Raw genomic sequence first — 23166 nt, forward strand, 5'->3', positions numbered from 1 at the left:
TCGCCTATGCATGACGCGGATGCGGACGTGGCGAAATCGGTAGACGCAGCAGACTTTGACGATAGGAGTGCCCGCGCGGAAACGCGTGGTGCAGAACCGCTCAAATTCGGGGAACGCTTGGGGTCGGTCACGCGCGATTGCGCAAGGCCCCGTGCCGATCCCGAGCCAAGCCCCCGCCAGCGGGGGAAGGTGTAGAGACTAGACGGGCGGCGCCTACAGTCCCTGCGGGACCATGGCGAAGGGATAGTCCAGACCACGAACGGCGGGCCATGCCCCCGGCGGCGAAAGCCGAAGTGGTACGAAAATCTGCCTTCCGAACGGAAATGCGGGTTCGAGCCCCGCCGTCCGCACCAACATCCCCCTTCAGCGGCGCCCCCCGGCCAGCCGCTCGGCCTGCGGCAGGGCCCGCAGGCGCAGCATCGCCCAGGCGCCGATGGCCGGGCCGGGCAGCAGGATCAGGAAGGTCCAGCGCCATCCCCCGATCAGACCCGCCACGACCGGCACCAGCCAGATCGCGACGACCGTCAGGGCAAAGCCGAAGGCCAGTTGCAGCGTCAGCGCCGTGCCCACCAGCCGCGCATCCGCCAGTTCGGACGCCGCCGCCGAGAATTGCGCGCTGTCGCCGATGATGGTGACGCCCCAGACGATGGCGATCAGCAGCAACAACCATGCGGGTCCGCCCCAGGCCAGCCCGATCAGCGCCGCACAGCCGCCGGATACGGCCATCATGCCCGCCGTGGTCAGGCACCGCCCGATCCGGTCCGACAGCCACCCGCCAAGCGCGCAGCCCACGACCCCCGATGCGATCACCGCGAAGGTCACCCCCGAGATGTTGGCCGGCAGCGGCCCTGCATCCGCCGCGGCCCCCAGCCATGCCAGAAGCCAGGCCCACATGGCATAAAGCTCCCACATATGGCCGAAATAGCCCAGATTGGCCAAGCGCAGTGGCCTGTCGCGCAGCACGGCCAGCGTCTGGCGCGGGTCGAAGCGGGTGCGCGCGAAGCCGTGCGGCCCCTCGCGGACGGCAAGGCCGAAGATCGCGGCCGAGATCAGCGCCCCGAGGCTGGCCCCCGCCACCACCATCCGCCAGTCGGGCCCGCCGCCGATCGCGCGCAGCAGGTGCGGCAGCGCCGATCCAAGCGTCAGCGCGCCCACCAGAAGCCCCATCGCAAGACCGCGCCCCGCGACGAACCACGTCGCCATCAGCTTCAGCGCGGGCGGATAGACGCCCGCAAGCGCGACGCCCGTCGCCAGCCGCGCCAGCATCAGCCCCGCGAAATCGGGCTGCAGCAGCACCGCGCCATTGGCCAGCGCCGCAAGGATGGCCGATCCGGTGATCAGCCGCGTCATGGGGATGATGTCGGGCAGGTTCAGCGCGGATGACAGCAGCGCGCCCAGCACGAAGCCCAGCTGGACGGCGTTGGTCAGCCAGGCGGCCTCGGCCGGGGACAGCGCCCAGACGCGGGCCAGTTCCGGGCCGATGGCCGTGGTCGAAAACCAGCAGGCCATCGCCCCGATGACCCCCGCGCAGATCAGCGCCAATGCGGACCAGCGCCCTTGCGCGGGGGTGGCAGCCATCAGTCGTTGCCGGACTGGCCGTCGCGCGGCGGGCGGCCGATGATGTCGCGCAGGGCATCAAGCTCGATGAAGTTGTCGGCCTGGCGGCGCAGGTCGTCGGCGATCATCGGGGGCTGGCTGCGGATGGTCGAGACGACGGACACGCGGACACCCTGCCGCTGCAGCGCCTCGATCAGGGGCCGGAAATCGCCATCGCCCGAGAACAGCACCACGTGATCCAGGCGCGGCGCAAGCTGCATGGCATCGACCGTCAGCTCGATATCCATGTTGCCCTTCACCTTCCGCCGCCCCATCGCGTCGGTATATTCGCGCGCGGGCTTCGTCACGACGCAAAAGCCGTTGTAATGCAGCCAGTCCACCAGCGGGCGGATGGGCGAATACTCCTCGCCTTCCAGCAGCGCGGTATAGTAGTAGGCGCGGGTCAGCTTGCCGCGTCGGTCGAATTCCTGCCGCAGCAGCTTGTAGTCGATATCGAAACCGAGGGCTTTCGCCGCCGCATAGAGATTGGCGCCATCTATGAAGATCGCCAATCTGTCATCCTTGTAGAACATCGGGTGTTGCCTTCGTTGAAACTTGCCCTCTCCATCCCGGACGACATCAGGGTGAGGGTCCTGACAAAGTCTTTTTGGGCATACGAAATGCTTCTAGGACAAAGGAGAATGCGTGGTTAACCTGTCTTTTGGTATTGTCGCGCTCGGCGCCAACCTGCCCCTGTCCGGACAGGAACTCTGGGCCGGCCTGCGCCGGACGCTGGACATTCTGCACAGTGAACCGGGCATTTCAATATCCGCATCCAGCCGTTTCTGGCGCAGCCCCGCGATTCCGCTCGGGTCCGGGCCCGATTACGTGAATGCTGCCGCGACTTTCACCACCCCCCTTCCCCCCGAGGACGTGCTTGCGGCGTTCCACCGGATCGAGGCCGATTTCGGGCGCGACCGCAGCACGGGGCGCTGGTCGTCGCGGGTGCTGGACCTGGACCTGATCGCGCTGGACGACCGGATCGTTCCGGACAGGACGACGCTGCGGCACTGGATCGACCTGCCCTTCGACAGCCAGACGCGGGTCGCGCCCGACCGGCTGCTGCTGCCCCATCCGCGCATGCAGGATCGCGGCTTCGTCCTGGCCCCCCTGGCCGAGATCGCGCCCGACTGGCGGCACCCGCTGACCGGGCTGACGGTGCAGGCCATGCTGGACGCGCTGCCGCCTTCGGCGCTGGACGGGATGACCCCGATGGACCCGTCGGAAATGGCCGGTCCGGCTTGACATTTCGGCCATTCCCGACCAAAGGTCCGGTTTCGCCCCGGATATCCGATTCGCAACCCTACAGGTGATTCATGGCCCGCGTTACGGTCGAAGACTGCGTCGACAAGGTTCCCAACCGGTTTGATCTGGTGATGCTGGCCTCCCACCGCGCACGCGAGATCGCTGCCGGAAGCCAGCCCACGGTCGACCGCGACAACGACAAGAACCCCGTCGTCTCGCTGCGCGAGATCGCCGAGGAAACCCAGCCGGTCGACGATCTGCGCGAGCGGATGATCGAATCCACCCAGACCCAGATCGAGGTCGACGAGCCCGAAGAGGACGCGATGGCGCTGCTTCTGGGTGCCGAGGTGGACAAGCCCAAGCCCGCCGACGAGGAATCGGAAGAGCGGATGCTGCGCATGATGCTGGAAGCCAACCAGCGCGGCTGAGCCGTCGATGATTGAAGAAGGGGTCTTCGGCAGGACATCATGATCGACGTCGAAGACCTTCTTGCGCTCGTTCGCAACTACAACCCCCGCTGCAATGCAGACCTGCTGCGCGACGCCTACGAATACGGCATGCGCATGCACGAGGGGCAGTTCCGCCATTCCGGCGAACCCTATTTCACGCATCCCATCGCCGTCGCCGCCATCCTGACCGAGATGCGGCTGGACGATGCGACCATCATCACCGCCCTTCTGCACGACACGATCGAGGACACCCGTTCGACCAAGGAAGAGGTCACGGCGATGTTCAGCCCCGAGATCGCCGAGCTAGTGGACGGCGTGACGAAGCTGACCAATCTCGAACTCTCCAGCGCGCAGTCCAAGCAGGCCGAGAATTTCCGCAAGCTGTTCATGGCCATGTCGCGCGATCTGCGCGTGATTTTGGTCAAGCTGGCCGACCGCCTGCACAACATGCGCACCATCCGTTCCATGCGCCCCGAGAAGCAGGTCAAGAAGGCCCGCGAGACGATGGACATCTATGCGCCGCTGGCCGGTCGCATGGGCATGCAGTGGATGCGCGAGGAACTCGAGGACCTGGCCTTCAAGGTCATCAACCCCGAGGCCCGCAGCTCGATCATCCGGCGCTTCGTCGCGATGCAGCGCGATTCCGGCGATGTGATCGGCCAGATCACCACCGACATCCGCGCCGAACTGGAACGCGAGGGGATCGAGGCCGACGTCTTCGGCCGCGCCAAGAAGCCCTTCAGCGTCTGGCGCAAGATGCAGGAGAAGCAGCTGGCCTTCTCGCGGCTGTCCGACATCTACGGCTTCCGCATCATCACCCGCAACGAGATGGACTGCTATCGCGCCCTGGGCGTGATCCACCATCGCTGGCGCGCGGTCCCGGGCCGGTTCAAGGATTACATCAGCCAGCCGAAATCGAACGGCTACCGGTCGATCCACACCACCGTGTCGGGCCGCGACGGCAAGCGGGTCGAGGTCCAGATCCGCACCCGCCAGATGCACGAGGTCAACGAGGCCGGCGTCGCCGCGCACTGGGCCTATCGCGACGGCGTGCGGACCGAGAACCCCTTCGCGGTCGATCCCGCGCATTGGGTCGCCAGCCTGACCGACCGCTTCGGCGCCGAGGATCACAACGAGTTCCTGGAACACGTCAAGCTGGAGATGTACCAGGACCAGGTCTTCTGCTTCACCCCCAAGGGCGACGTGCTGCAGCTGCCCAAGGGCGCCACGCCGCTGGATTTCGCCTATGCGGTCCATACGCGGCTGGGCAATTCCTGCGTGGGCGCCAAGATCGACGGCATCCGCGTCCCGCTGTGGACGCGCCTCAAGAACGGTCAGGCGGTCGAGATCATCGCCGCCTCGGGCCAGCGCCCGCAGGCCACCTGGCTGGACATCGTGGTCACCGGCCGCGCCAAGGCCGCCATCCGCCGCAGCCTGCGCGAAGAGGATCGCGACCGCTTCATGCGGCTGGGCCGCGAACTGGTCCGCGTCAGCTTCGAGCATGTGGGCCGCAAGGTCACCGACAAGGCGATCCGCACCGCCGCCCGCCAGATGGGCATCCCCTCGGCCGAGGATCTTCTGGCGCGCATCGGCAGCGCCGAGAATTCCGCCAAGGAGGTTCTGGGCGTCCTCTATCCCGAACTTGCCGACAGCCAGGACGAGATCGACAGCCGCCGCCCCATCGCGGGTCTCGAGGCGGATGCGAATTTCAAGCGCGCGCCCTGCTGCAATCCGCTGCCCGGCGAACGGATCGTGGGCATCACCTATCGCGGGGCGGGCGTGGTCATCCACGCGATCGACTGCCCCGTGCTTGCCGAATACGAGGACAGCCTGGACCGGTGGGTGGACCTGCAATGGCGCGAGGGGCGTCACGCGGCTGCCTATTCGACCGTGCTGTCGCTGACGATCCGACACGACGCGGGCGTTCTGGGCCGCATCTGCACGTTGGTCGGCGCGCAGGGGGCCAACATCTCGAACCTCGAATTCATCGAGCGCAAGCCCGACTTCTACCGCCTCGAGGTCGTGGTCGAGCTGCGCGACCGCGAACACCTGCACAACCTGCTGACCGCGCTCGAGGCCGAAAGCGACGTCGCGCAGGTCTTCCGCATCCGGGATCCCTCGTTGAAACCCTGACGCGCCGGGCCTATCGTCGCGACCTGTACCACCGTCGGATGGGGCATCCGTGTTCAAACGTCGCAAGCCGCGCAGCTATGGCCAGATCGCCAGCGAGATGATCTATCCCCGCGGCGGCTGGCGTCGCGCCGGGACCTATGTCATGCACCGCCTGCGCCGCCTGCCGGACCGACCCCACCGGATCGGGCGCGGGGTCGCGGCGGGGGTCTTCGTGTCCTTCACGCCGCTCTTCGGCTTCCACTTCCTGTCGGCCGCGGCCGTCGCCTGGGTGATCCGCGGCAACATTCTTGCGGCGCTGCTGGCGACCTTCATCGGCAATCCGGTCACCCTGCCCTTCATCGCGCTGGTATCCGTGGGCTTCGGCCGAGAGATCCTGGGCCTGCCGGGCCGCATGTCGCCGCATTTCATCTTCCGCGAATTCTCGCATGCCTCGACCGAGCTGTGGCACAATATCGGCGCCGCCTTCGGCCCCGAGATCGCCCATTGGCACCGGCTGGCGGACTTCTTCGCGCAGATCTTCTGGCCCTATGTCGTGGGTGGATCGATCCTGGGCCTGGGCGTGTCCGTCGCCACGCATTACCTGACCGTGCCGATCTTCATCGCCTATCAGAAGCGGCGCGAGAAACGCATGGCCGCACGCATCGCCCGCTTCGCCGAATCCGCCGCCAAGCGCCGCGCCGAGGGTGATCGCTGATCACCGCCGCAGACCGCGCGAATGTCGACTATACCTTCGGATAAGACCCTTGAAACGGCTCGGAAATCTTTGCTTGCGCCAGTTCGGACCTCGCTTAACCTTGAGATAAGGTGAGCAATGGGAGTGTGACGATGCCTGTGGCACTGAACGGCGTGATCTTCGGCCAGATCTATGGCGACAATTCCGGCGGGGCGGTCTTCGATACCGACGGCGACGGAACAGCGACCCAAGAGGACGAATTCATCTCCTTCACGAACACCACGAGCACCGCGATCGACATATCGGGCTGGCAGGTCTGGTCGGACAGCGCGGGCGGGGGCGCGCCGGACAGTCCGGTCGATGGGCTCTACCATACCTTCCCAGCAGGCACCGTCATCCAGCCGGGCGAAACGCTGTATATCGTCAACGAGATCACCGGAACCGCACCCTCCTGGGCGCAGGAGGCATCCCAGGGCGGCGTCGAATCGGGTGCGGGGGGCGTCAGCACCAACCTTCTGACCGAAGGCAATTCGGGCACCCAGAGCGAGGCCATCGTCCTTCTGGACCCCTCGAGCGGGGATTACATCGTCTTCAACATGTCGACGGCCCCCTTCGACGCCGCCACCCTGACGGGGTTCCCCGGCACGAACCTGGTCGGCACGGTCGAGGCAAGCCCGGTCCAGGCCGACCAGAACGCGGGGTCTTCCTATCAGTACGATGCCGCGACGGATACATATCTGTATCTGGGCGTGTTCGTGCCCTGCTTCACGCCCGGCGCGATGATCGCGACGGCGCAGGGCGACCGCAGCGTCGAGAGCCTGAAGGTCGGTGACCTGGTGGAAACGCTGGATCACGGATTGCAGCCGATCCGCGCGATCCTCTGGCGGAACCTGGACTTTGCGGCGGGCGCGGACCCGAAGCAGAAACCGGTCGAGTTCAAGCCGGGCTCGCTTGGGGCGGGGATTCCCGAACGCAGCCTGATCCTGTCCCCGCAGCACCGCATCGCCGTCACGCAACAGGATGGCAGCATCGCGCTTGCCCCCGCGAAGGGGCTGGAGGACCGCCCCTTTGTGCGCAGGATGACGGGCTGCCGTTCGGTCCGCTACGTGCACCTGCTGTTTGACGGACATGTGGTGATCCGGTCGGACGGTGCCTGGACCGAATCCTTCCTGCACGGCCAGATCGCCCGCAAGTCGGGCCCGGGCTTCATCGGCGCCGTCGCGCGGCATGACGCAGGGGCTGCCCCCTACCGCGTCCTGCGCGTCTCCGAGGCGCGCGATCTTGCGGATGCCGCGCTGGACCAGACGTTCATGTCGCGGGCGGACGACTTGGCCCGCACCGCCTGAACCCTGCCTGGCGGGCCGGGGTCACCTCGGCCTGTGGACATGGGCGGATTGCACCAGCCCGAAGCCCAGCATCAGGATCATCAGCGACGTGCCGCCATAGCTGACCAGCGGCAGGGGCGAGCCCTTGGCGGGCAGCAGCCCCATGACCGTCGCCATGTTGATCGAGAAATACAGGAAGAAGGTCGCACTGATCCCGATGGTGATCAGGCTTGCGAAACGGTCGCGGTTCGACAGCGCCGAATACAGGCAGAAGCCCAGGATCAGCATGTAGAGGATCAGCAGCGACGAGGCGCCGATGAAGCCGAACTCTTCGGCCAGGACGGTGAAGATGAAGTCGGTATGCTTCTCGGGCAGGAAGTTCAGCCGCGACTGGGTCCCCTGCATGAAGCCGCGACCGGACCAGCCCCCCGACCCCAGGGCGATCTGGCTCTGGATGATGTTGTAGCCCGCGCCAAGCGGGTCCGCGCCCGGATCGAGGAAGGTGTCGATGCGGCGGAACTGGTAATCCTTCAGCAATTGCCAGTCGGTCCCGCGGCTGACCATCACCGCGTAGACCAGCCCGACCGCCGCCCCGATCACCGCGCCGAAATACCACAGCGACACGCCGGCCGCGAACATCACGATCCCGCCCCCCGTGATCAGCATGATCGAGGTCCCCAGGTCCGGCTGCATCAGCACCAGCGCCGTGGGCGCAAGGATCATCATCACCGGCAGCAGCACCCAGAAGGGCCGCGACACCTTGGACAGGTCCAGCCAGTCGTAATAGGCCGCCAGAAGCAGCACGAGGGCGATCTTCATCAGCTCGGACGGCTGGATGCGGATGGGGCCGATATCGATCCAGCGCTGCGCGCCCATCCCGATCACCCCGAACAGGTCCACCGCGATCAGCATCAGGAAGCAGGCGACATAGGCCGCGACCGAGATCCCCCGCCAGAACCACATCGGCACGAAGGCCAGCGTCAGCATGATCACCATGCCGACGGCAAAGCGGTACATCTGCGGCTCGGCCCAAGTGTCCAGCCTGCCACCGGCGACCGAATACAGCATCAGGAACCCGATGCAGCAGACGGCCGTGATCAGCAGGACCAGCGGCCAGTTGATGTACAGTACCTTGCGGAATCCGGTCGGGACCTGCGCGACCTTGTAATCGAGATAGGACATCGGCTCAGGCCCTGCTGCGTCCAGGCCGCGGGGCCTCGGGGGTATAGAGGCTCATCGCCTCGTGGCGGGCCTGCATGGCGGCGCGCTGGTCCGAGGGCACGGCGTCCAAGGGCGGCAGCCCCCCGTTCAGCGCGAACAGCAGGATGTCGCGCGCGATGGGCGCGGCCACGGTCGAGCCGCCCCCGCCATGTTCCACCACGACCGAGACCGCGTATCGCGGCGCCTCGTAGGGGGCATAGCAGACGAACAGCGCGTGGTCGCGGCGGTTCCAGGGCAACTGGTCGTTCGACACGACGCCCCGCGCACGTTCGGCCGCGGTGATGTTGCGGACCTGGCTGGTGCCGGTCTTGCCGGCCATGTGCCAATCCTCGCGGATGATGCGCGAGGAACGGGCGGTGCCGCGGCTGGAATTCATCACGGCCTCCATCCCCATCCGGGCGATGCGCAGCGAACTGTCCGAGATGTCCAGCGCCGGGGCCTCGGCGATGTCCTGCCGCACCCCGTCGACCGAGCGGATCAACGAGGGCGAGACCGCCCGCCCCGTCGCGATCCGCGCCGTCATCACCGCCAGTTGCAGCGGCGAGGCCAGGACGTAACCCTGCCCGATCGAGGCGTTCAGGCTGTCGCCGATCTGCCATGCCTGGTCATAGCGCGCCTTCTTCCAGGCGCGGTCGGGGGCGATCCCCTCGGACACGGCGGACATGGGCAGGTCATGGCGCTGGCCCAGCCCCAGCTTGCGCGCCATCGCGGCGATCCGGTCGATCCCCACCCGCTGCGCCAGTTCATAGTAATAGACGTCGCAGCTTTGTTCGAGGCTGGTGATGGCATCGACGGACCCGTGCCCGCCACGCCGCCAGCAGTGGAAGCGGCGGCTGCCCAGCTCGGTATAGCCGGGGCAGTAATATCGCGACCCGCCGTCGATGACGCCGGCCTCCAGCCCCGCCAGAAGCGTGACCATCTTGAAGGTCGATCCCGGCGGATAGACGCCCTGCACCGTCTTGTCGGCCAGCGGGCGATGGTCGTGATCCATCAGCGCGCGGTAATCCTTGCTGGAGATCCCGCGCACGAACTTGTTCGGATCGAAGCTGGGCGACGAACAGATCGAGACCAGCTCGCCCGTGGCGCAATCCATGACGACGGCGGCCGCGCTTTCCTCGCCCATGCGCTGCGCGGCATAGTTCTGAAGCGCGGCATCGACGGTCAGCTGGACCGTCGCGCCCTGCTCGCCCTCCTGGCGGGACAGCTGGCGCATCTCGCGGCCGGTGCTGTTCACCTCGACCCGGCGGGCGCCCGCCTTGCCGCGCAGGACCTCTTCCATCCGGCCCTCGACGCCGATCTTGCCCAGCTGGAAATCGGGCAGGCGCAGGACGGGATCGGGATCCTCGATCCGCGACAGGTCGTAATCGCTGACCGGCCCGACATAGCCCACGACATGCGCGAAATCGCCGCCCCGCACATAGGCCCGCGACAGCGCGCTTTCGGGCATCACGCCGGGAAGCGAGGGCGCGTTGACCGCGATCGCGCTGAACTGTTCCCAGGACAGGCGGTCGGCCAGCACGATGGGCGTCACCGCGCTGCGCTTCGAGAACTCGTCGCGCAGTTCCTCCATGCGCGCGTCGCTCATGGGGATCAGCTGCGCAAGCCGGCGCAGCACGGGTTCGACATCGCCGCCGGCCTCCTCGCGGGTCAGCGTGACGCGATAGTTCTGTTCGTTGTTCGCGATGACCAGCCCGTTGCGGTCCAGGATCAGGCCGCGCGCGGGCGGCAGAAGCCGCATCTTGATCGAGTTGCCATCGGCCAGCATCCGGTATTCCTCGGCGTGGTCCAGCTGCATCGACCGCATCTTCAGGGCAAGCGTGGTCACCGTGGCGACCTGCACCCCCGCCAGCATCAGCCCGCGCCGGGTGATCTGGCGGCTGCTGTCCATGATTTCGCGTTGCGATTTCTTCATCGGTGCCCCCGAAGCTCAGGCGCCTTCGCCATGACGGATGCGACGCAGGCCCAGAAGCCAGCGCGCGGCGAAGACCGCGACCGGATAGGCCAGGACCGTCGCCAGGTATTGCAGGATCACCTGCCCCAGATTCGCGACCGGAAGCAGGAACAGGATCAGGACCACGCGATAGGCCAGCATCATCAGCCCGACAAGCACGGCCACGCGCAGCCATTCAACCATGAAACCGTTGTCGCGCCAACGCTGCTCGCGCTGACGTGCGGCCTCGGCGCCCAGAAGGACGAAGATCGCCCACAGGCCCGGCGGCCGCATCAGCAGCACATCCTCGAGCAGGACGACCAGAACGATCAGGATGGCGGGCAGCTGGTCGGGGCGGCGCAGCACCCAGGCCAGGACCAGCGCCAGCCCCATGTCGGGACCGGGCCAGCCCATCATGCCCGGCGCAAGGGGCAGCAGCCGCAGGAACAGCAGCGCCGCATAGGCCGCACAGAACAGCACCATGCCCGTGACGATGCTGCGGGGCGGCAGCGCGATCATTGCAGGGTTCCGGTATCCAGCGGGTCGGTGCCGCGCGCGGCCTCGACGGGGCTGTCGGGCAGCTGCGGACCGATGGGACCGGCCTGCCCGCCACGAACCACGGCGGCGCTGTCGGCCACGGCCTCGGCGGGGTGCGAGCGCAGCACGCGCAGGAATTCCAGCCGCCCGTAATCGGCAGCCATCAGCAGGCGCATCCGCCCGTCGCTGCCCTGCGCGACCTGTCCGACCAGCAGACCGGCGGGAAAGACCCCGCCATCCCCCGATGTCACGACCCGGTCGCCCGGCCGCACATTGTCCGAGCTTTCGATGAATTCCAGCAGCGGCAGCGCGGTATTGTCACCCGTCAGCAGCGCGCGTTCGCCCGTCGGCTGCACGACGACCGGCAGCCTAGATGACGGGTCCGTCAGCAGCACCACCCGGCTGGTCGAGCGTCCGACCCCCGCGATCCGCCCGGCAAGGCCAAGCCCGTCCATCACGGCCCAGCCCTCGATCACGCCATCGCGCGATCCGACATTCAGCAGCACCGACTGGCGGAAGGCCGACCCGCTGTCGACCATCACCATGCCCGTCACGCTGGTCAGGGCGGGGTCGATGCGGACATTGTTCAGCGCCAGCAGCTTCGAGTTTTCCTGCTCGAGCTGGACGGCGGCTTCCTTCCATGCGGACATGCGCTGCAATTCGCGGCGCAGTTCCTGGTTCTGCTGGTGCAGGCGCGCATAGCTCTGGAAGCCGGCCACCATCTCGCTGACGCGGGTGACGGGCACCAGCGCCCATTCCATGCGCGGCACGATGGCGTCGATCATCGCGACCCGCATGCGTTCCGCACGCGGGCTGTCGATGCGCCAGAAAAGGAACAGCGCGGCCAGCAACAGCACCATCACCGCGATCAGGATGCGGCGAACGGGCGTTGCGAAATCAGGCCCCTTGGTCCGCGACATGGCGGGTCCCCCGGTTCCGGTATCAGCTGTCGTAGTCGATGACGTGGCGCAGCTGCTTCTCGAACTCCAGCGCCTTGCCCGTGCCCAGCGCGACACAGCTCATGGGCTGATCGGCAAGGCTGATCGACAGGCCGGTCTGCTCGCGCAGGGCCAAGTCCAGTTCGCCCAGCATCGCGCCGCCGCCGGTCAGCATCACGCCGCGATCCACGATATCGGCGGCCAGATCCGGGGGCGTGGCCTCCAGCGCGACCATCACGGCCTCGCAGATGGCCTGGACCGGCTCAGTCAGGGCCTCGGCGACCATGGCCTGGCTGATCTCGATTTCCTTCGGGATGCCGTTCAGCAGGTCGCGACCGCGCACCATCAGCGTGGCGCCGCGCCCGTCATCGGGCATGCGGGCGGTGCCGATGCTGGTCTTGATGCGTTCAGCGGTGGAATCGCCGATCAGCATGTTCTGGTTGCGGCGGAGATAGTTCACGATCGCCTCGTCCATGCGGTCGCCGCCGATGCGGACCGAACGGGCATAGACGACATCGCCCAGCGACAGGACCGCGACCTCGGTGGTGCCGCCACCGATATCGACGACCATGCTGCCGGTGGGTTCGGTGATGGGCATGCCCGCACCGATGGCCGCCGCGATGGGTTCGGCGATCAGGCCGGCCTTGCGGGCGCCTGCGGACAGGACCGACTGGCGGATCGCGCGCTTCTCGACCGGGGTCGCGCCATGGGGCACGCAGACGATGATCTTCGGCTTCGAGAAGGTCGTGCGCTTGAACACCTTCTTGATGAAGTGCTTGATCATCTGCTCGGCGCTGTCGAAATCGGCGATGACGCCTTCGCGCATGGGGCGGATGGCCTCGATGCTGCCGGGCGTGCGGCCCAGCATCAGCTTGGCGTCCTCGCCCACCGCAAGGACCTGACGCTTGCCGTCCTTGACGTGGTAGGCCACGACCGAAGGCTCGTTCAGGATGATGCCCTTGCCCTTGACGTAGATCAGCGTGTTCGCCGTCCCGAGGTCGATCGCAATGTCGGTCGAAAACAGACCACCGAATGCCATGCCCGTATCCTTTCGCGCCGGTTGGCCCGGCCTGCCCCTGATTCTGATGTTCGGCTGAGGGCCTTGGCCCTGCATCGCCCTGAAATGGGCGTGGCCCCGTATAGAGCGGTCGGCGGCACCGGAAAAGCCCCGATGACCCCTGAGGGGCAGAATGGCGGGATATCGCGCGTCGGGGGCGGGCACCTGGCCCGCCCCCGGCACCGCATCAGTGCGAGTACATGCTGATCTGCTTGCCGTCGCGGCCCGACTGGGCACGGCGCATGATCAGGTGGTTCAGCGCCCCGACATAGGCCTTGGTGCTGGCAAGGATCGTGTCGGTATCGGCGGCCTGGCCGTTCACGATGCGGCCGTCCTCCTCCATGCGGACGCTGACGGTGGCCTGCGCATCGGTGCCCTCGGTCACGGCATGGACCTGGTACAGCTTCAGCTGCGCGTCATGCGGGAAGATCTGGCGCACGGCGTTGAAGCAGGCATCGACCGGCCCGTCGCCCGTGGCGTGGACGGTCTTTTCCTCGCCGTCGACGATCATGGTCAGGTCGGCGGTCTGGCCGTCGCTGCCGCAGACGACGCGCAGATGCTTGACCTGCAGGTGGTCGTCGCCGGTATTGGCTGCGGCATCCTGGACCAGGGCCACGATATCCTCGTCATAGACCTCCTTCTTGCGGTCGGCCAGCGCCTTGAACCGCACGAAGATGTCCTTGAGCTGGTTGTCACCGACCTCGTAGCCCAGATCCTTCAGCTTGGCGCGCAGCGCGGCGCGGCCCGAATGCTTGCCCATGGCGATGTTTGTCTCGTTCAGACCGATATCGGCGGGGCGCATGATCTCGAAGGTCTCGACGTTCTTCAGCACGCCGTCCTGGTGGATGCCCGATTCGTGCAGGAAGGCGTTCTTGCCGACGATGGCCTTGTTGAACTGCACCGGGAAACCCGACACGGCCGCCACGCGGCGCGAGATGCCCATGATCTTGGTCGTGTCGATGCCCGTCTGGAAGGGCATGATGTCGTTGCGGACCCGCATGGCCATCACGACCTCTTCCAGGGCGGTGTTGCCCGCGCGTTCGCCCAGGCCGTTGATCGTGCATTCGATCTGGCGGGCGCCGGCCTCGACCGCGGCAAGGCTGTTGGCCGTCGCCATGCCCAGGTCGTTGTGGCAATGGGTCGCGAAGATGATCCCGTCCGCGCCCGGCACACGCTCCAGCAACATGCGGATCAGGTCGGCGCTTTCGCGCGGGGCGGTATAGCCGACGGTATCGGGGATGTTGATCGTGCTGGCACCGGCCTTGATCGCGATTTCCACCACGCGGCACAGGTAATCATGTTCGGTACGGGTGGCGTCCATGGCCGACCACTGCACGTCGTCGCACAGGTTGCGGGCATGGGTCACGGTCTGCTCGATCCGCTCGGCCATCTGGTCCATGTCCAGGTTCGGGATCGCGCGATGCAGCGGCGAGGTGCCGATGAAGGTGTGGATGCGCGGGCGGCGGGCGTGCTTCACGGCCTCCCAGCAGCGGTCGATATCGGGCAGCTGCGCGCGGGACAGGCCGCAGATGATGCTGTGGTCGCTGACCTTGGCGATCTCGGAGACGGCGGCGAAATCGCCCTCGGAGGCGATGGGGAAGCCCGCCTCGATCACGTCCACGCCCATCTCGTTCAGCATCTGGGCGATTTCCAGCTTCTCGGCATGGGACATGGTCGCACCCGGCGACTGTTCGCCATCGCGAAGCGTCGTGTCGAAGATCATCACGCGGTTCTGGTCGGTCATATCGGCGTCTTTCTTACGGCCCCGTCCTTCGGGGTCAGGTCTGGTCTGTTCGGGTCACCCCGGGCACTGACCTTGCTGAGCGGTGGCCCGGGCAGCCCGCTCAGCGCAGCGTAAGAAGCAGCAGACCGCGGAGGTTCACGGCCGGACGGACGCCGCGTGCGGCGTTCCTGGCAGAGGCGATGTGGCGCATCCGTGTCATGGGCGCGACTATGCCGCCCATGTCCCGGTTTGAAAAGCCGAAAAATCCCCCGATCCGGCAGTGGCGAGGTTTCGCGGGGCGGCGATTGTTATCATCGAAACGTCACATTTTGTCTGGATACAATCCCTGCCCTCACGTTATCCTGAACGCACCAACAAGAACGATAACCAACAGATGAGGGAACAATGTCACGCAAGATCGTCGTCGGTTTTGACGGCAGCGACGCGTCGCGGCGTGCGCTGGACTTCGCAATAACGCGGGCGCAGGCACAGGGCGACAGCATCGTCATCGCCCATGTGCTGGAATGGTCGCCCTACAGCTTCCTCTCGCCGACCGAGCTGGAGGAACGCCACCGCCGCCGCAAGGAGGAACTGCAGCGCGCCGAGACCGCGATCCTCGCCCCCGAGCTGAAGCGCGTGCAGGCCGCGGGCGTCCCCGTCGCGACGGCCATGCGCTATGGCCACATCGCCGAGACGCTGTGCCGAATCGCCAATGACGAGGGCGCGGCGCTGATCTTCATCGGTCGCATGGGCGAATCGGGCATCGCCGCACGGCTGTTCGGTTCGGTCGCGGCAACGCTGGCACAGGTTTCGCCCGTGCCGGTGACCATCGTGCCCTGAGCGGCGTGGTGAAGGAATAACAGGGATGAAAACAACAATGACACCATTCACCAAGACCCTGGCCATGGCGGGCCTTCTGGGCGCATCCGGCGCGATGCCCGCAGCCGCGCAGGGCATCGACGAGACGGTGAACCAGATCTTCGCCAGCTCGACCGGGTGGTTCGTGAACCTGATCTTCAGCAGCTTCCCCGGCACCAACGTGCCCTGGATCGTGTGCTGGCTGGTGATCGCGGCGACCATCTTCACCATCTATTTCGGCCTGATCCAGGTCCGCGCCTTCGGCCATGCCCTTGCGCTGGTGCGCGGCAGCTACAGCGACCCGAACGACGCGGGCGAGGTCAGCCACTTCCAGGCGCTGACCACCGCCCTGTCGGGCACCGTGGGCCTGGGCAACATCGCGGGCGTCGCCGTGGCGATCGGCATCGGCGGTCCGGGCGCGACCTTCTGGATGATCCTCGCGGGTCTTCTGGGGATGGCGACCAAGTTCACCGAATGCACCCTGGGCGTCAAATACCGCAACGAGTTCGCGGACGGCCACGTCTCGGGCGGTCCGATGTACTACATGACCAAGGGCTTTGCCGAACGCGGCCTGCCGGGCGGCAAAATCCTTGCGATCCTGTTTGCGATCTTCTGCATCCTGGGCAGCTTCGGCGGAGGGAACATGTTCCAGTCGAACCAGGCGCATGCGCAGCTGATCAACGTGGTCGGCGACTATCCGGGCTGGATCACGGGCGTCGTCATGGCGGTCATCGTATTCCTGGTCATCGTGGGCGGTCTGAAATCCATCGCCAGCGTGACCGAGAAGGTCGTGCCCTTCATGGCCGTCATCTATGTCGGCACGGCGCTGATCATCATCGCCATGAACTATGACATGATCGGCACGGCATTCGGCCAGATCTTCCGCGGCGCCTTCACCTGGGACGGTGCGGTCGGCGGTGCGATCGGCGCGCTGATCCAGGGCTTCCGCCGCGCGGCCTTCTCGAACGAGGCGGGCGTCGGCTCGGCCGCCATCGCCCACAGCGCGGTGCGCACGAAGGAACCCGTGACCGAGGGCATCGTCTCGCTTCTGGAGCCCTTCATCGACACCGTGGTCATCTGCACCATGACGGCGCTGGTCATCATCATCACCGGCCAGCTGATCACCGACCCCGAAACCGGCATGTTCGTCCTGAACGAGGCCGGCACCGCGATCGCCACCGAATCGGGCAACAGCGGCGTTGCGCTGACGTCGGCGGCCTTCAGCCAGACCTTCGGCTGGTTCCGCTACATCCTGGCCGTGGCGGTGGTCCTGTTCGCCTTCTCGACCATGATCTCCTGGAGCTATTACGGCCTCAAGGCATGGACCTTCCTCTTCGGCGAGGGCCAGACCAAGGAGCTGATCTTCAAGGTCATCTTCTGCTTCTTCGTCGTCATCGGCGCGGCTGCGAACCTGGGTCCGGTCATCGACTTCTCGGACGCCGCGATTTTCGCGATGGCCGTGGTCAACATCATCGCGCTCTATGCGCTGATGCCGATCGTGAAGTCCGAGATGAACAGCTATCTCTCGCGTCTGCGCAGCGGGGCGATCCGCAAGTTCGACTGACGCTTGCGTCACGAAGCTGAACGGGCGGGCATCCAAGCGGATGCCCGCCTTTTTTCATGCATCGCGGATGGCCGTTAGCGCCCAACTGTGCCAAGAGGCGCCACCCGTCGGGGACCGCCAAGGAGGACCAGGGCCATGAGCCAGCCGCGTTTCGTGCATCCGGGCATGCGTATGCCCTTCATTCTGCTGATGACCTGCTTTGCCGCATGGGGCATCGCCGCGAACATGACCGACCCGCTGGTGCAGGTCTTCTCGCGAATCTTCTCGATGTCCACGCTTCAGGCGTCCTTCGTGCAGTTCGCCTATTACGGGGCGTATTTCCTGCTGGCACTGCCCGCCGCCTTCATCAACCGCCGCTTCTCGTACAAGACCGGCGTGCTGACGGGCCTGGGCTGCGCGATCGCGGGGGCGTTCCTGTTCTATCCGGCGGCGCAGGCGATGACCTTCGGCTTCTTCCTGGCGGCGCTGTTCCTGCTGGCGGGTGGCCTGTCGATCCTTGAGACCTCGGCCAATCCCTTCGTCATCGCGATGGGCCCCGAGGGCAACGCCACGCGCCGCCTGAACCTGGCGCAGGCATTCAACCCCGTCGGCACGAATATCGGCGTGTTCCTTGCGGCCACGCTGATCCTGCCGCAGCTGAACCCCGCCACCGATGCGGAACGCGCGCAGATGGCCCCCGAGGCCCTGCGCACGATCCAGCAGGCCGAGCTGTCGGCCGTCATGACCCCCTATGTCGGCTTCGCCTTCGTGCTGCTGGCCATCTGGGTGCTGATGGCCATGATGCGCATGCCCGCCGAACGCGAGGCCGTCGCCTCCAGCGCGGCCGACGTCCAGGTCGGCGGCACGCTGAAGCGGCTGATGGGCAACCGCCATTACGTCTTCGGGGTGCTGGCGCAGTTCTTCAACGTCGCGGCGCAGACCTGTGCCTGGACCTTCACGATCCAGTACGTGATCGGCACCGTCGGCGGGACCGAGGCACAGGCCGGCTGGTACCTTCAGGCCAGCCTGATCGTGTTCCTCATCTCGCGATTCGTGATGGTGGGCATCATGGGGGTGATCCGCCCCGCGCTGCTGCTGACGGTGATGGCGCTGGCGGGAACCGCGCTGTGCTTCTTCGCCGCCTCCGATCCCGGCCTGATCGGGGTCTGGGCGGTCGTCATGCTGTCGGCATGCCTGTCGCTGATGTTCCCGACCATCTACGGCATCGCGCTGCACGGGCTGGGCGACGACACGAAGTTCGGCGCGGCGGGGCTTGTCATGGCAATCCTGGGCGGGGCGCTGATGCCGCTGATCCAGGGCGCGACGCTGGATGCCTATGGCGCGGCCGTCAGCTATGTCGTGCCGGGGCTGTGCTTCCTCGTGGTGGCGGGCTTCGGCCTGTTCGACCTGCGTCACCCCGCGCGGGGCTGACGCCGATCCTCCGGTTCGCCATGTGCCTGCCGCAATGCGGCATTGCGGCGAACCGGGCTTGTCCAATTCCGTGTTTGCGCAAACATAGGGCATGTGAACGACAGAAGGATCGCAACATGCTTGGACATTTCGGGATCTATGGCACGGAAGAAGGCCGCCGCATGATGAAGGGCACCGCCCGCCCGACCGAGGGGCTGTTCATGCTGCCCCACCAGATCGCCGCGTTGAACGCGCGCCATGCGCGGGGCCGTCGCCCGATGGGCTGGCTGCGGATGCTGCGCCGCGTGGCCGGCCTGCCCGCCTGAGCCCTTCGCGGGGCCCTCAGCGACGGGCGGGGATCAGCTGCTGCGCGGCGCCCGCCACCAGCAGCCAGGCCGAGGTGATCACCAGGCCCCAGATCGCCCAGCTGGAGGGGTGGAAATCCACCCAGGCCGCGCGCGCCGCGAAGACGACCCACAGGACCGCCATCGGCAGGGAAATGGCGCGCCAGCGCTCGGTCCGAACGGGGTGGATGAACTTGATGTTGGTGAACATCGCGACCGTCAGCGCGATGACGATCGCCAGGATGACGACCCAGTGCGGCCTGACGGCGAACAGCACCAGCACCACCATGTTCCAGCAGCCCGGAAAGCCCGCGAAGCTGTTGTCCAGCGTCTTCATCCGGCTGTCGGCGAAATAAACGACGCTGCCATAGACGATGGCGATCATTGCCAGCCAGCCCGTCCAGCCCGACAGCAGGCCCGACTGGAACAGCGCGAAGGCCGGGATGAACACATAGGTCAGATAGTCGATGATCAGGTCCATCAGCACGCCGTCATAGGCGGCGAAGTTGCGCTTGACGTCATAGCGGCGCGCAAGCGGACCGTCGATCCCGTCCACGACGAAGGCGAAGACCAGCCACAGGAACATCAGCGCCCATTCGCCGTTCGCGGCCGCCAGCATCGCCAGCATGGACAGGACCGCCCCGGTGGCGGTCAGAAGATGGACGGCAAGTGCTTTGTGACGGATCTGCATCGCGATGTTGTCGCAGCTTGCGGCTGGCTGCGCAACCGGATCAGCGCAGGATCGGCGGGCCTTTCGGCTTCGGCGGCTCGGGCTGTTCGGGCAGGCTCAGATCGAAGCGCAGCGCCGAGACGGGAACATCCGCATCCGAGAAGCTGATATCGACCCCGCCCGGCTGTTCGGGCAGGAAGGCCAGCGTCTCGGACAGGGCCTTGGCGATGGCGGGCTGGCGGTCGTCGGGGGCGCCCGCGATCAGCAGCAGATGCGAGGCCGGTCCGTCGGCCTCTCCTCCGACGCCGACCAGCGCGGCGCCCGCGATCAGGCCGCGCATGTCGGCCAGCCGTTCGGACAGCGGCTGGACCAGCGCCTTGACGGTGACGGGCGCGGGCGCGGTCAGGCGCAGCCGCGCCTCGTCCGCGGTCGGCGCGGAGGACAGCGCCCCGGCCAGCCAGTCCAGCAGACCCGCATCCAGCAGCATCTCGGACGGGTGGCCCGGATTGACCAGCAGCCCCGTGCCCTGCCGGCGCAGAAGGTCCGCCAGCACCCGCCCCGGCAGCGCGGCATAGGCGACCGGGCCGCCCATGAAGCCCGCCAGCCGATCCTCGGCGTCGCAGGCCAGCGCCACGGGGGTCTCGTCCAGCGGAAAGGTCCGCAGCTCGATCTCGTCGCCCTCGGGGTCGCGGGTCAGGGCCACGAACAGCTCGGTATCGGCCAGCCGCGACAGCATCCTGGCGCGCAGCGCCGAGGGCGCATCGTGAAACGACACGGTTGCAAGATCATCGAGCGCGGTCATGGGCCCCTCACCTTCCTTTTATCGCCCTGCCCTAGTCCCTGCGGCCCTTGCAGGGCAAGCCGCGATTGCAACCCGGTGCGGAATGGTCGCAATATCCGCGCCATGAATCGACGCAGCCTGATCCTCGGCGCCGCTGCGGCGTCATGCCTTGCCACCCCGCGCATCGCGCATGCCGGGCTGGGCGACATCCTTGTCGATGCGCGCAGGCTGGACCGCCTGCGGGCCGTCGCCGTCTGGTGCGATGACGGCACTGGCGGCAAGGAGGTCGCGGCCCAGGGCTATGGCGCGTTCACCCCGGACGATCCGACGAACATCAAGTCGGCCTCGAAATCGGTCATCTCGGCGCTGGCGGGCATCGCCATCGGCAAGGGCCTGCTGGAGGGGCCGGACCAGCGCATCGCGCCACTGTTGCGCCGCGACCTGCCCGCCGACCCCGATCCGCGCCTGCAGGAAATCACCCTGGGCCAGCTTCTGTCGATGCAGGCGGGGCTGGAACGGCAATCGGGGCCGAATTACGGGCGGTGGGTCGCCAGCGACAACTGGGTCCGCGCCGCGCTGGCCGCGCCTTTCGTGCAGGATCCCGGCCAGCGGATGCAGTATTCCACCGCCTCGACCCATCTTGTCGCGGCGATCCTGACGCGCATCACGGAACGCCCGCTGCTGGAAACCGCGCGCGACTGGCTGGGACAGATCCCCGGCTTCCGGATCACCGGATGGGACCGCGATCCGCAGGGCATCTATCTGGGCGGGAACCAGATGGCGATGAGCACGCGGTCGCTGCTGGCCTTCGGCGCGGCCTATGCCCGTCACGGCATGGCGGGCGGCAGGCAGGTGATTCCCGAAACCTGGATCGAGGACAGCTGGCGCAGGCGGACCCGGTCGGTCTTCAGCGGCCAGGGATACGGCTATGGCTGGTTCATCGGCTCGATGGCCGGGCGGCCCGTGCGGTTCGGCTGGGGATATGGCGGGCAGATGATCTATGTCCTGCCGCGGATGGGCGACAGGGCCGCGATGGCCATCGCCATCACCTCGGACCCCGACAGCCCTTCGGCACGGACCGGGTACCGCGACGACCTGCACGCGCTGGCGCGCGAGCTGGTCGCCTCGGCCGACGGCATCACTCGATGAAGTCGGCGGCCTGGAAGTTGCCCAGGTTGCCCAGAAGCTGACCGATCAGCGAGATCTCGGTCACGCTGCCATCCGTCACGCGGCGCGACAGCGACACGATGCGCCCGCGTTCCAGGCCGAAACGCTCGACATTGCTGACGACGCCCGATTCCGCGAAGGACACGGCGACGACCTGACGCTCGATTTCCTGCGGAGCGGCGGGGCCGATGCGGCGCCAGCGCGACCCGACATAGTACCAGCCCGACCCCGTCAGAAGCCCCTGGGCCGAGGGACGGCCGATCAGCGCGGGTAGATCCTCGCGGGTGGTCTGGCCCACCTGGACCTGCGCCAGGTCGATCTCGGGCGGGACATAGCCGTGGTTGCGATAGGTCGGCGAACAGGCCGCGACGCCCAGAAGCGCCAGAAATGCCAATGTCATCAGGCTTCTGATGGCGTGCATGATGTGGTCTCTCCTTGGGGCGGTTGACGCGGCTTGCCTTGCCTAGCAAACTCGGCACCCGCGCTCAAGAATGTCAATCCGGACGTGATCGCGCATCGCACCCGTCCCCGAGCCAACCCCCGAGGCCCCATGACCGATCCCGCATCGCATCCGCAGCGCCTGCGCGTGGCGCATCTGAACCCCAATGCCGCGAACCCCTTCCACCTGCGTCCCGATGCCGATGCGCGCCAGGCCATCGCCGGCGAACTGGGCTTGGAACAGCTGTCCCGTCTGGATTTCCAGGGCAATGTCCGCGCCGAGGGCCGCGAGGGCTGGAAGCTGACCGGCACCCTGAAGGCCCGCGTCACCCAGCCCTGCGTCGTCACGCTGAAGCCCGTGCGCAGCGATGTCGAAAGCCCTGTCTCGCTGCGCTTCTCGCCCGATCTTCACATTCCCGAGGGCGAGGAGATCGAGATGCCCGACGAGGATCTGGAGCCGCTCGGGCAGTTCATCGACCTGACCGCCATCATGACCGAGGCGCTGAGCCTTGCGCTGCCCGAATATCCGCGCGCGCCCGATGCCGAACTGGACGCCCCCGCATCCGACGAGGACACGGCCCCGGTCGATACCCGCCGCCCCTTCGCCGATCTCGACAAGCTGCTGGGGGGCAAGGACCAGGAGTCCTGAGCGGGGGGATTCGCGGCCCGTCGCGCGAATCCCCCGGCCGCTGCCCCGTGTCGCGGATGCAACAGAAGGACGCCAAATGGCGGCTTGCATCCCTCCACGGAAGCTGGAATGAGGGGATTCGACGACAAACCTTGCGCAAATGCGACGCCTGCCCGGCCACGAGGGCTTGCGGGCGGGGCCGTCATGGCGTATCTGCGCGGTTCATTTACGAATTCAAATCTACCGGTGCGAAGGCGTTGCGGCGCTGCACCCTGACAACCGAGGTGGTGACATGGCTGTCCCTCAGAATCGCGTAACCCGGTCCAAGCGTGGCATGCGTCGTGCGCATGATTCGCTGGTTGCGGGCAACCCGAACGAATGCTCGAACTGCGGCGAACTGAAGCGTCCGCATCACGTCTGCCCGTCCTGCGGCCACTATGCCGACCGCGAGGTCGTTGCGCAGGCGAACGAGATCGACCTGGACGACGACGCAGCCTGAT

At 66.8% G+C, this 23166-nt stretch carries 23 protein-coding genes; 12 read left to right on the forward strand and 11 right to left on the reverse strand.

The genetic code is table 11. The features are described 5' to 3' along the window. Positions 1–363: 363 nt before the first annotated feature. On the reverse strand, positions 364–1578 hold the full coding sequence (locus tag QMZ16_RS04155; protein WP_282602259.1) for an MFS transporter: 1215 nt from the start codon (positions 1576–1578) through the stop codon (positions 364–366). Beyond that, positions 1578–2129, reverse strand: coding sequence for an NYN domain-containing protein (locus QMZ16_RS04160; protein ID WP_022707149.1), 552 nt, complete (start codon positions 2127–2129; stop codon positions 1578–1580). Before QMZ16_RS04160 ends, QMZ16_RS04155 begins: the two co-directional genes overlap by 1 nt. 112 nt (positions 2130–2241) lie before the next feature. On the opposite strand from QMZ16_RS04160, the gene folK reads away from it, so the two are divergent. From folK to QMZ16_RS04185, 5 genes are all read left to right on the forward strand, one after another. Then, positions 2242–2841 carry a 2-amino-4-hydroxy-6-hydroxymethyldihydropteridine diphosphokinase gene (gene folK, locus QMZ16_RS04165; protein WP_282602260.1) on the forward strand — a complete coding sequence of 200 codons (600 nt, stop codon included), beginning with the start codon at positions 2242–2244 and terminating at the stop codon, positions 2839–2841. Between the two features lie 71 nt (positions 2842–2912). After that, on the forward strand, positions 2913–3269 hold the full coding sequence (gene rpoZ, locus QMZ16_RS04170) for a DNA-directed RNA polymerase subunit omega (RefSeq protein ID WP_022707151.1): 357 nt from the start codon (positions 2913–2915) through the stop codon (positions 3267–3269). A gap of 39 nt (positions 3270–3308) precedes the next feature. Next, on the forward strand, positions 3309–5423 hold the full coding sequence (locus tag QMZ16_RS04175) for a bifunctional (p)ppGpp synthetase/guanosine-3',5'-bis(diphosphate) 3'-pyrophosphohydrolase (RefSeq protein ID WP_282602261.1): 2115 nt from the start codon (positions 3309–3311) through the stop codon (positions 5421–5423). Between the two features lie 49 nt (positions 5424–5472). Beyond that, positions 5473–6117 carry a DUF2062 domain-containing protein gene (locus QMZ16_RS04180; protein WP_022707153.1) on the forward strand — a complete coding sequence of 215 codons (645 nt, stop codon included), beginning with the start codon at positions 5473–5475 and terminating at the stop codon, positions 6115–6117. 131 nt (positions 6118–6248) lie between these two features. Beyond that, entirely contained in the window at positions 6249–7442 is a 1194-nt protein-coding gene (locus QMZ16_RS04185; protein WP_282602262.1) for a Hint domain-containing protein, read from the forward strand. Between the two features lie 21 nt (positions 7443–7463). Here the strand turns inward: QMZ16_RS04185 and rodA are convergent, their stop codons facing one another. The 6 genes from rodA to QMZ16_RS04215 form a co-directional block, all read right to left on the reverse strand. Next, the gene (gene rodA / locus QMZ16_RS04190; RefSeq protein WP_022707155.1) at positions 7464–8603 is read right to left on the reverse strand and encodes a rod shape-determining protein RodA; all 1140 of its coding nucleotides are present in this window, start codon (positions 8601–8603) and stop codon (positions 7464–7466) included. 4 nt (positions 8604–8607) lie between these two features. Next, positions 8608–10554: a penicillin-binding protein 2 gene (gene mrdA, locus QMZ16_RS04195; RefSeq protein ID WP_282602263.1), complete on the reverse strand. Its 1947-nt coding sequence runs from the start codon at positions 10552–10554 to the stop codon at positions 8608–8610. A gap of 15 nt (positions 10555–10569) precedes the next feature. Beyond that, positions 10570–11091 (reverse strand): rod shape-determining protein MreD, encoded by a 522-nt coding sequence (locus QMZ16_RS04200; RefSeq protein WP_282602264.1) that lies wholly within the window; start codon positions 11089–11091, stop codon positions 10570–10572. After that, positions 11088–12029, reverse strand: coding sequence for a rod shape-determining protein MreC (gene mreC / locus QMZ16_RS04205; RefSeq protein WP_282602265.1), 942 nt, complete (start codon positions 12027–12029; stop codon positions 11088–11090). Before mreC ends, QMZ16_RS04200 begins: the two co-directional genes overlap by 4 nt. 22 nt (positions 12030–12051) lie before the next feature. Then, a complete protein-coding gene (locus QMZ16_RS04210) occupies positions 12052–13086 on the reverse strand; it encodes a rod shape-determining protein (protein WP_022707159.1) in 1035 nt (344 codons plus the stop codon). A gap of 205 nt (positions 13087–13291) precedes the next feature. Continuing rightward, positions 13292–14848, reverse strand: coding sequence for a 2-isopropylmalate synthase (locus QMZ16_RS04215; protein ID WP_282602266.1), 1557 nt, complete (start codon positions 14846–14848; stop codon positions 13292–13294). A 384-nt stretch (positions 14849–15232) separates the two neighbouring features. Here QMZ16_RS04215 and QMZ16_RS04220 point away from each other — a divergent pair, with 384 nt between their 5' ends. The 4 genes from QMZ16_RS04220 to QMZ16_RS04235 all read left to right on the forward strand — a co-directional run bounded on the left by QMZ16_RS04220 (position 15233) and on the right by QMZ16_RS04235 (position 18964). After that, on the forward strand, positions 15233–15667 hold the full coding sequence (locus QMZ16_RS04220) for a universal stress protein (RefSeq protein ID WP_022707162.1): 435 nt from the start codon (positions 15233–15235) through the stop codon (positions 15665–15667). Between the two features lie 37 nt (positions 15668–15704). Further along, positions 15705–17249 (forward strand): alanine/glycine:cation symporter family protein, encoded by a 1545-nt coding sequence (locus QMZ16_RS04225; RefSeq protein WP_282602267.1) that lies wholly within the window; start codon positions 15705–15707, stop codon positions 17247–17249. A gap of 135 nt (positions 17250–17384) precedes the next feature. Further along, positions 17385–18659, forward strand: a complete 1275-nt coding sequence (fucP, locus tag QMZ16_RS04230) for an L-fucose:H+ symporter permease (RefSeq protein WP_282602268.1) — start codon at positions 17385–17387, stop codon at positions 18657–18659. Between the two features lie 116 nt (positions 18660–18775). Beyond that, positions 18776–18964, forward strand: coding sequence for a hypothetical protein (locus QMZ16_RS04235; protein WP_022707165.1), 189 nt, complete (start codon positions 18776–18778; stop codon positions 18962–18964). Between the two features lie 16 nt (positions 18965–18980). On the opposite strand, the gene QMZ16_RS04240 is transcribed toward QMZ16_RS04235, so the two are convergent. Together QMZ16_RS04240 and QMZ16_RS04245 are read right to left on the reverse strand one after the other, a co-directional pair. Further along, positions 18981–19673, reverse strand: a complete 693-nt coding sequence (locus QMZ16_RS04240; RefSeq protein ID WP_282602269.1) for a CDP-alcohol phosphatidyltransferase family protein — start codon at positions 19671–19673, stop codon at positions 18981–18983. Positions 19674–19713: 40 nt separating this feature from the next. Next, the gene (locus QMZ16_RS04245; RefSeq protein WP_022707167.1) at positions 19714–20454 is read right to left on the reverse strand and encodes an SseB family protein; all 741 of its coding nucleotides are present in this window, start codon (positions 20452–20454) and stop codon (positions 19714–19716) included. A gap of 102 nt (positions 20455–20556) precedes the next feature. Here QMZ16_RS04245 and QMZ16_RS04250 point away from each other — a divergent pair, with 102 nt between their 5' ends. Then, a complete protein-coding gene (locus QMZ16_RS04250) occupies positions 20557–21582 on the forward strand; it encodes a serine hydrolase (protein WP_282602270.1) in 1026 nt (341 codons plus the stop codon). Here QMZ16_RS04250 and QMZ16_RS04255 read toward each other — a convergent pair. Next, positions 21572–22021, reverse strand: a complete 450-nt coding sequence (locus tag QMZ16_RS04255) for an outer membrane protein assembly factor BamE (protein ID WP_022707169.1) — start codon at positions 22019–22021, stop codon at positions 21572–21574. The two genes, QMZ16_RS04250 and QMZ16_RS04255, sit on opposite strands and share 11 nt — an antisense overlap. Before the next feature lie 129 nt (positions 22022–22150). Here QMZ16_RS04255 and QMZ16_RS04260 point away from each other — a divergent pair, with 129 nt between their 5' ends. After that, on the forward strand, positions 22151–22687 hold the full coding sequence (locus QMZ16_RS04260) for a DUF177 domain-containing protein (protein WP_282602271.1): 537 nt from the start codon (positions 22151–22153) through the stop codon (positions 22685–22687). Positions 22688–22958: 271 nt separating this feature from the next. Further along, entirely contained in the window at positions 22959–23165 is a 207-nt protein-coding gene (rpmF, locus tag QMZ16_RS04265) for a 50S ribosomal protein L32 (RefSeq protein WP_022707171.1), read from the forward strand. The last annotated feature ends 1 nt before the right edge of the window (position 23166 follow it).

Origin of the sequence: Paracoccus sp. PARArs4 (assembly GCF_947311865.1) — a bacterium.
In the GTDB taxonomy this organism is placed as follows: Bacteria; Pseudomonadota; Alphaproteobacteria; order Rhodobacterales; family Rhodobacteraceae; genus Paracoccus; species Paracoccus zeaxanthinifaciens.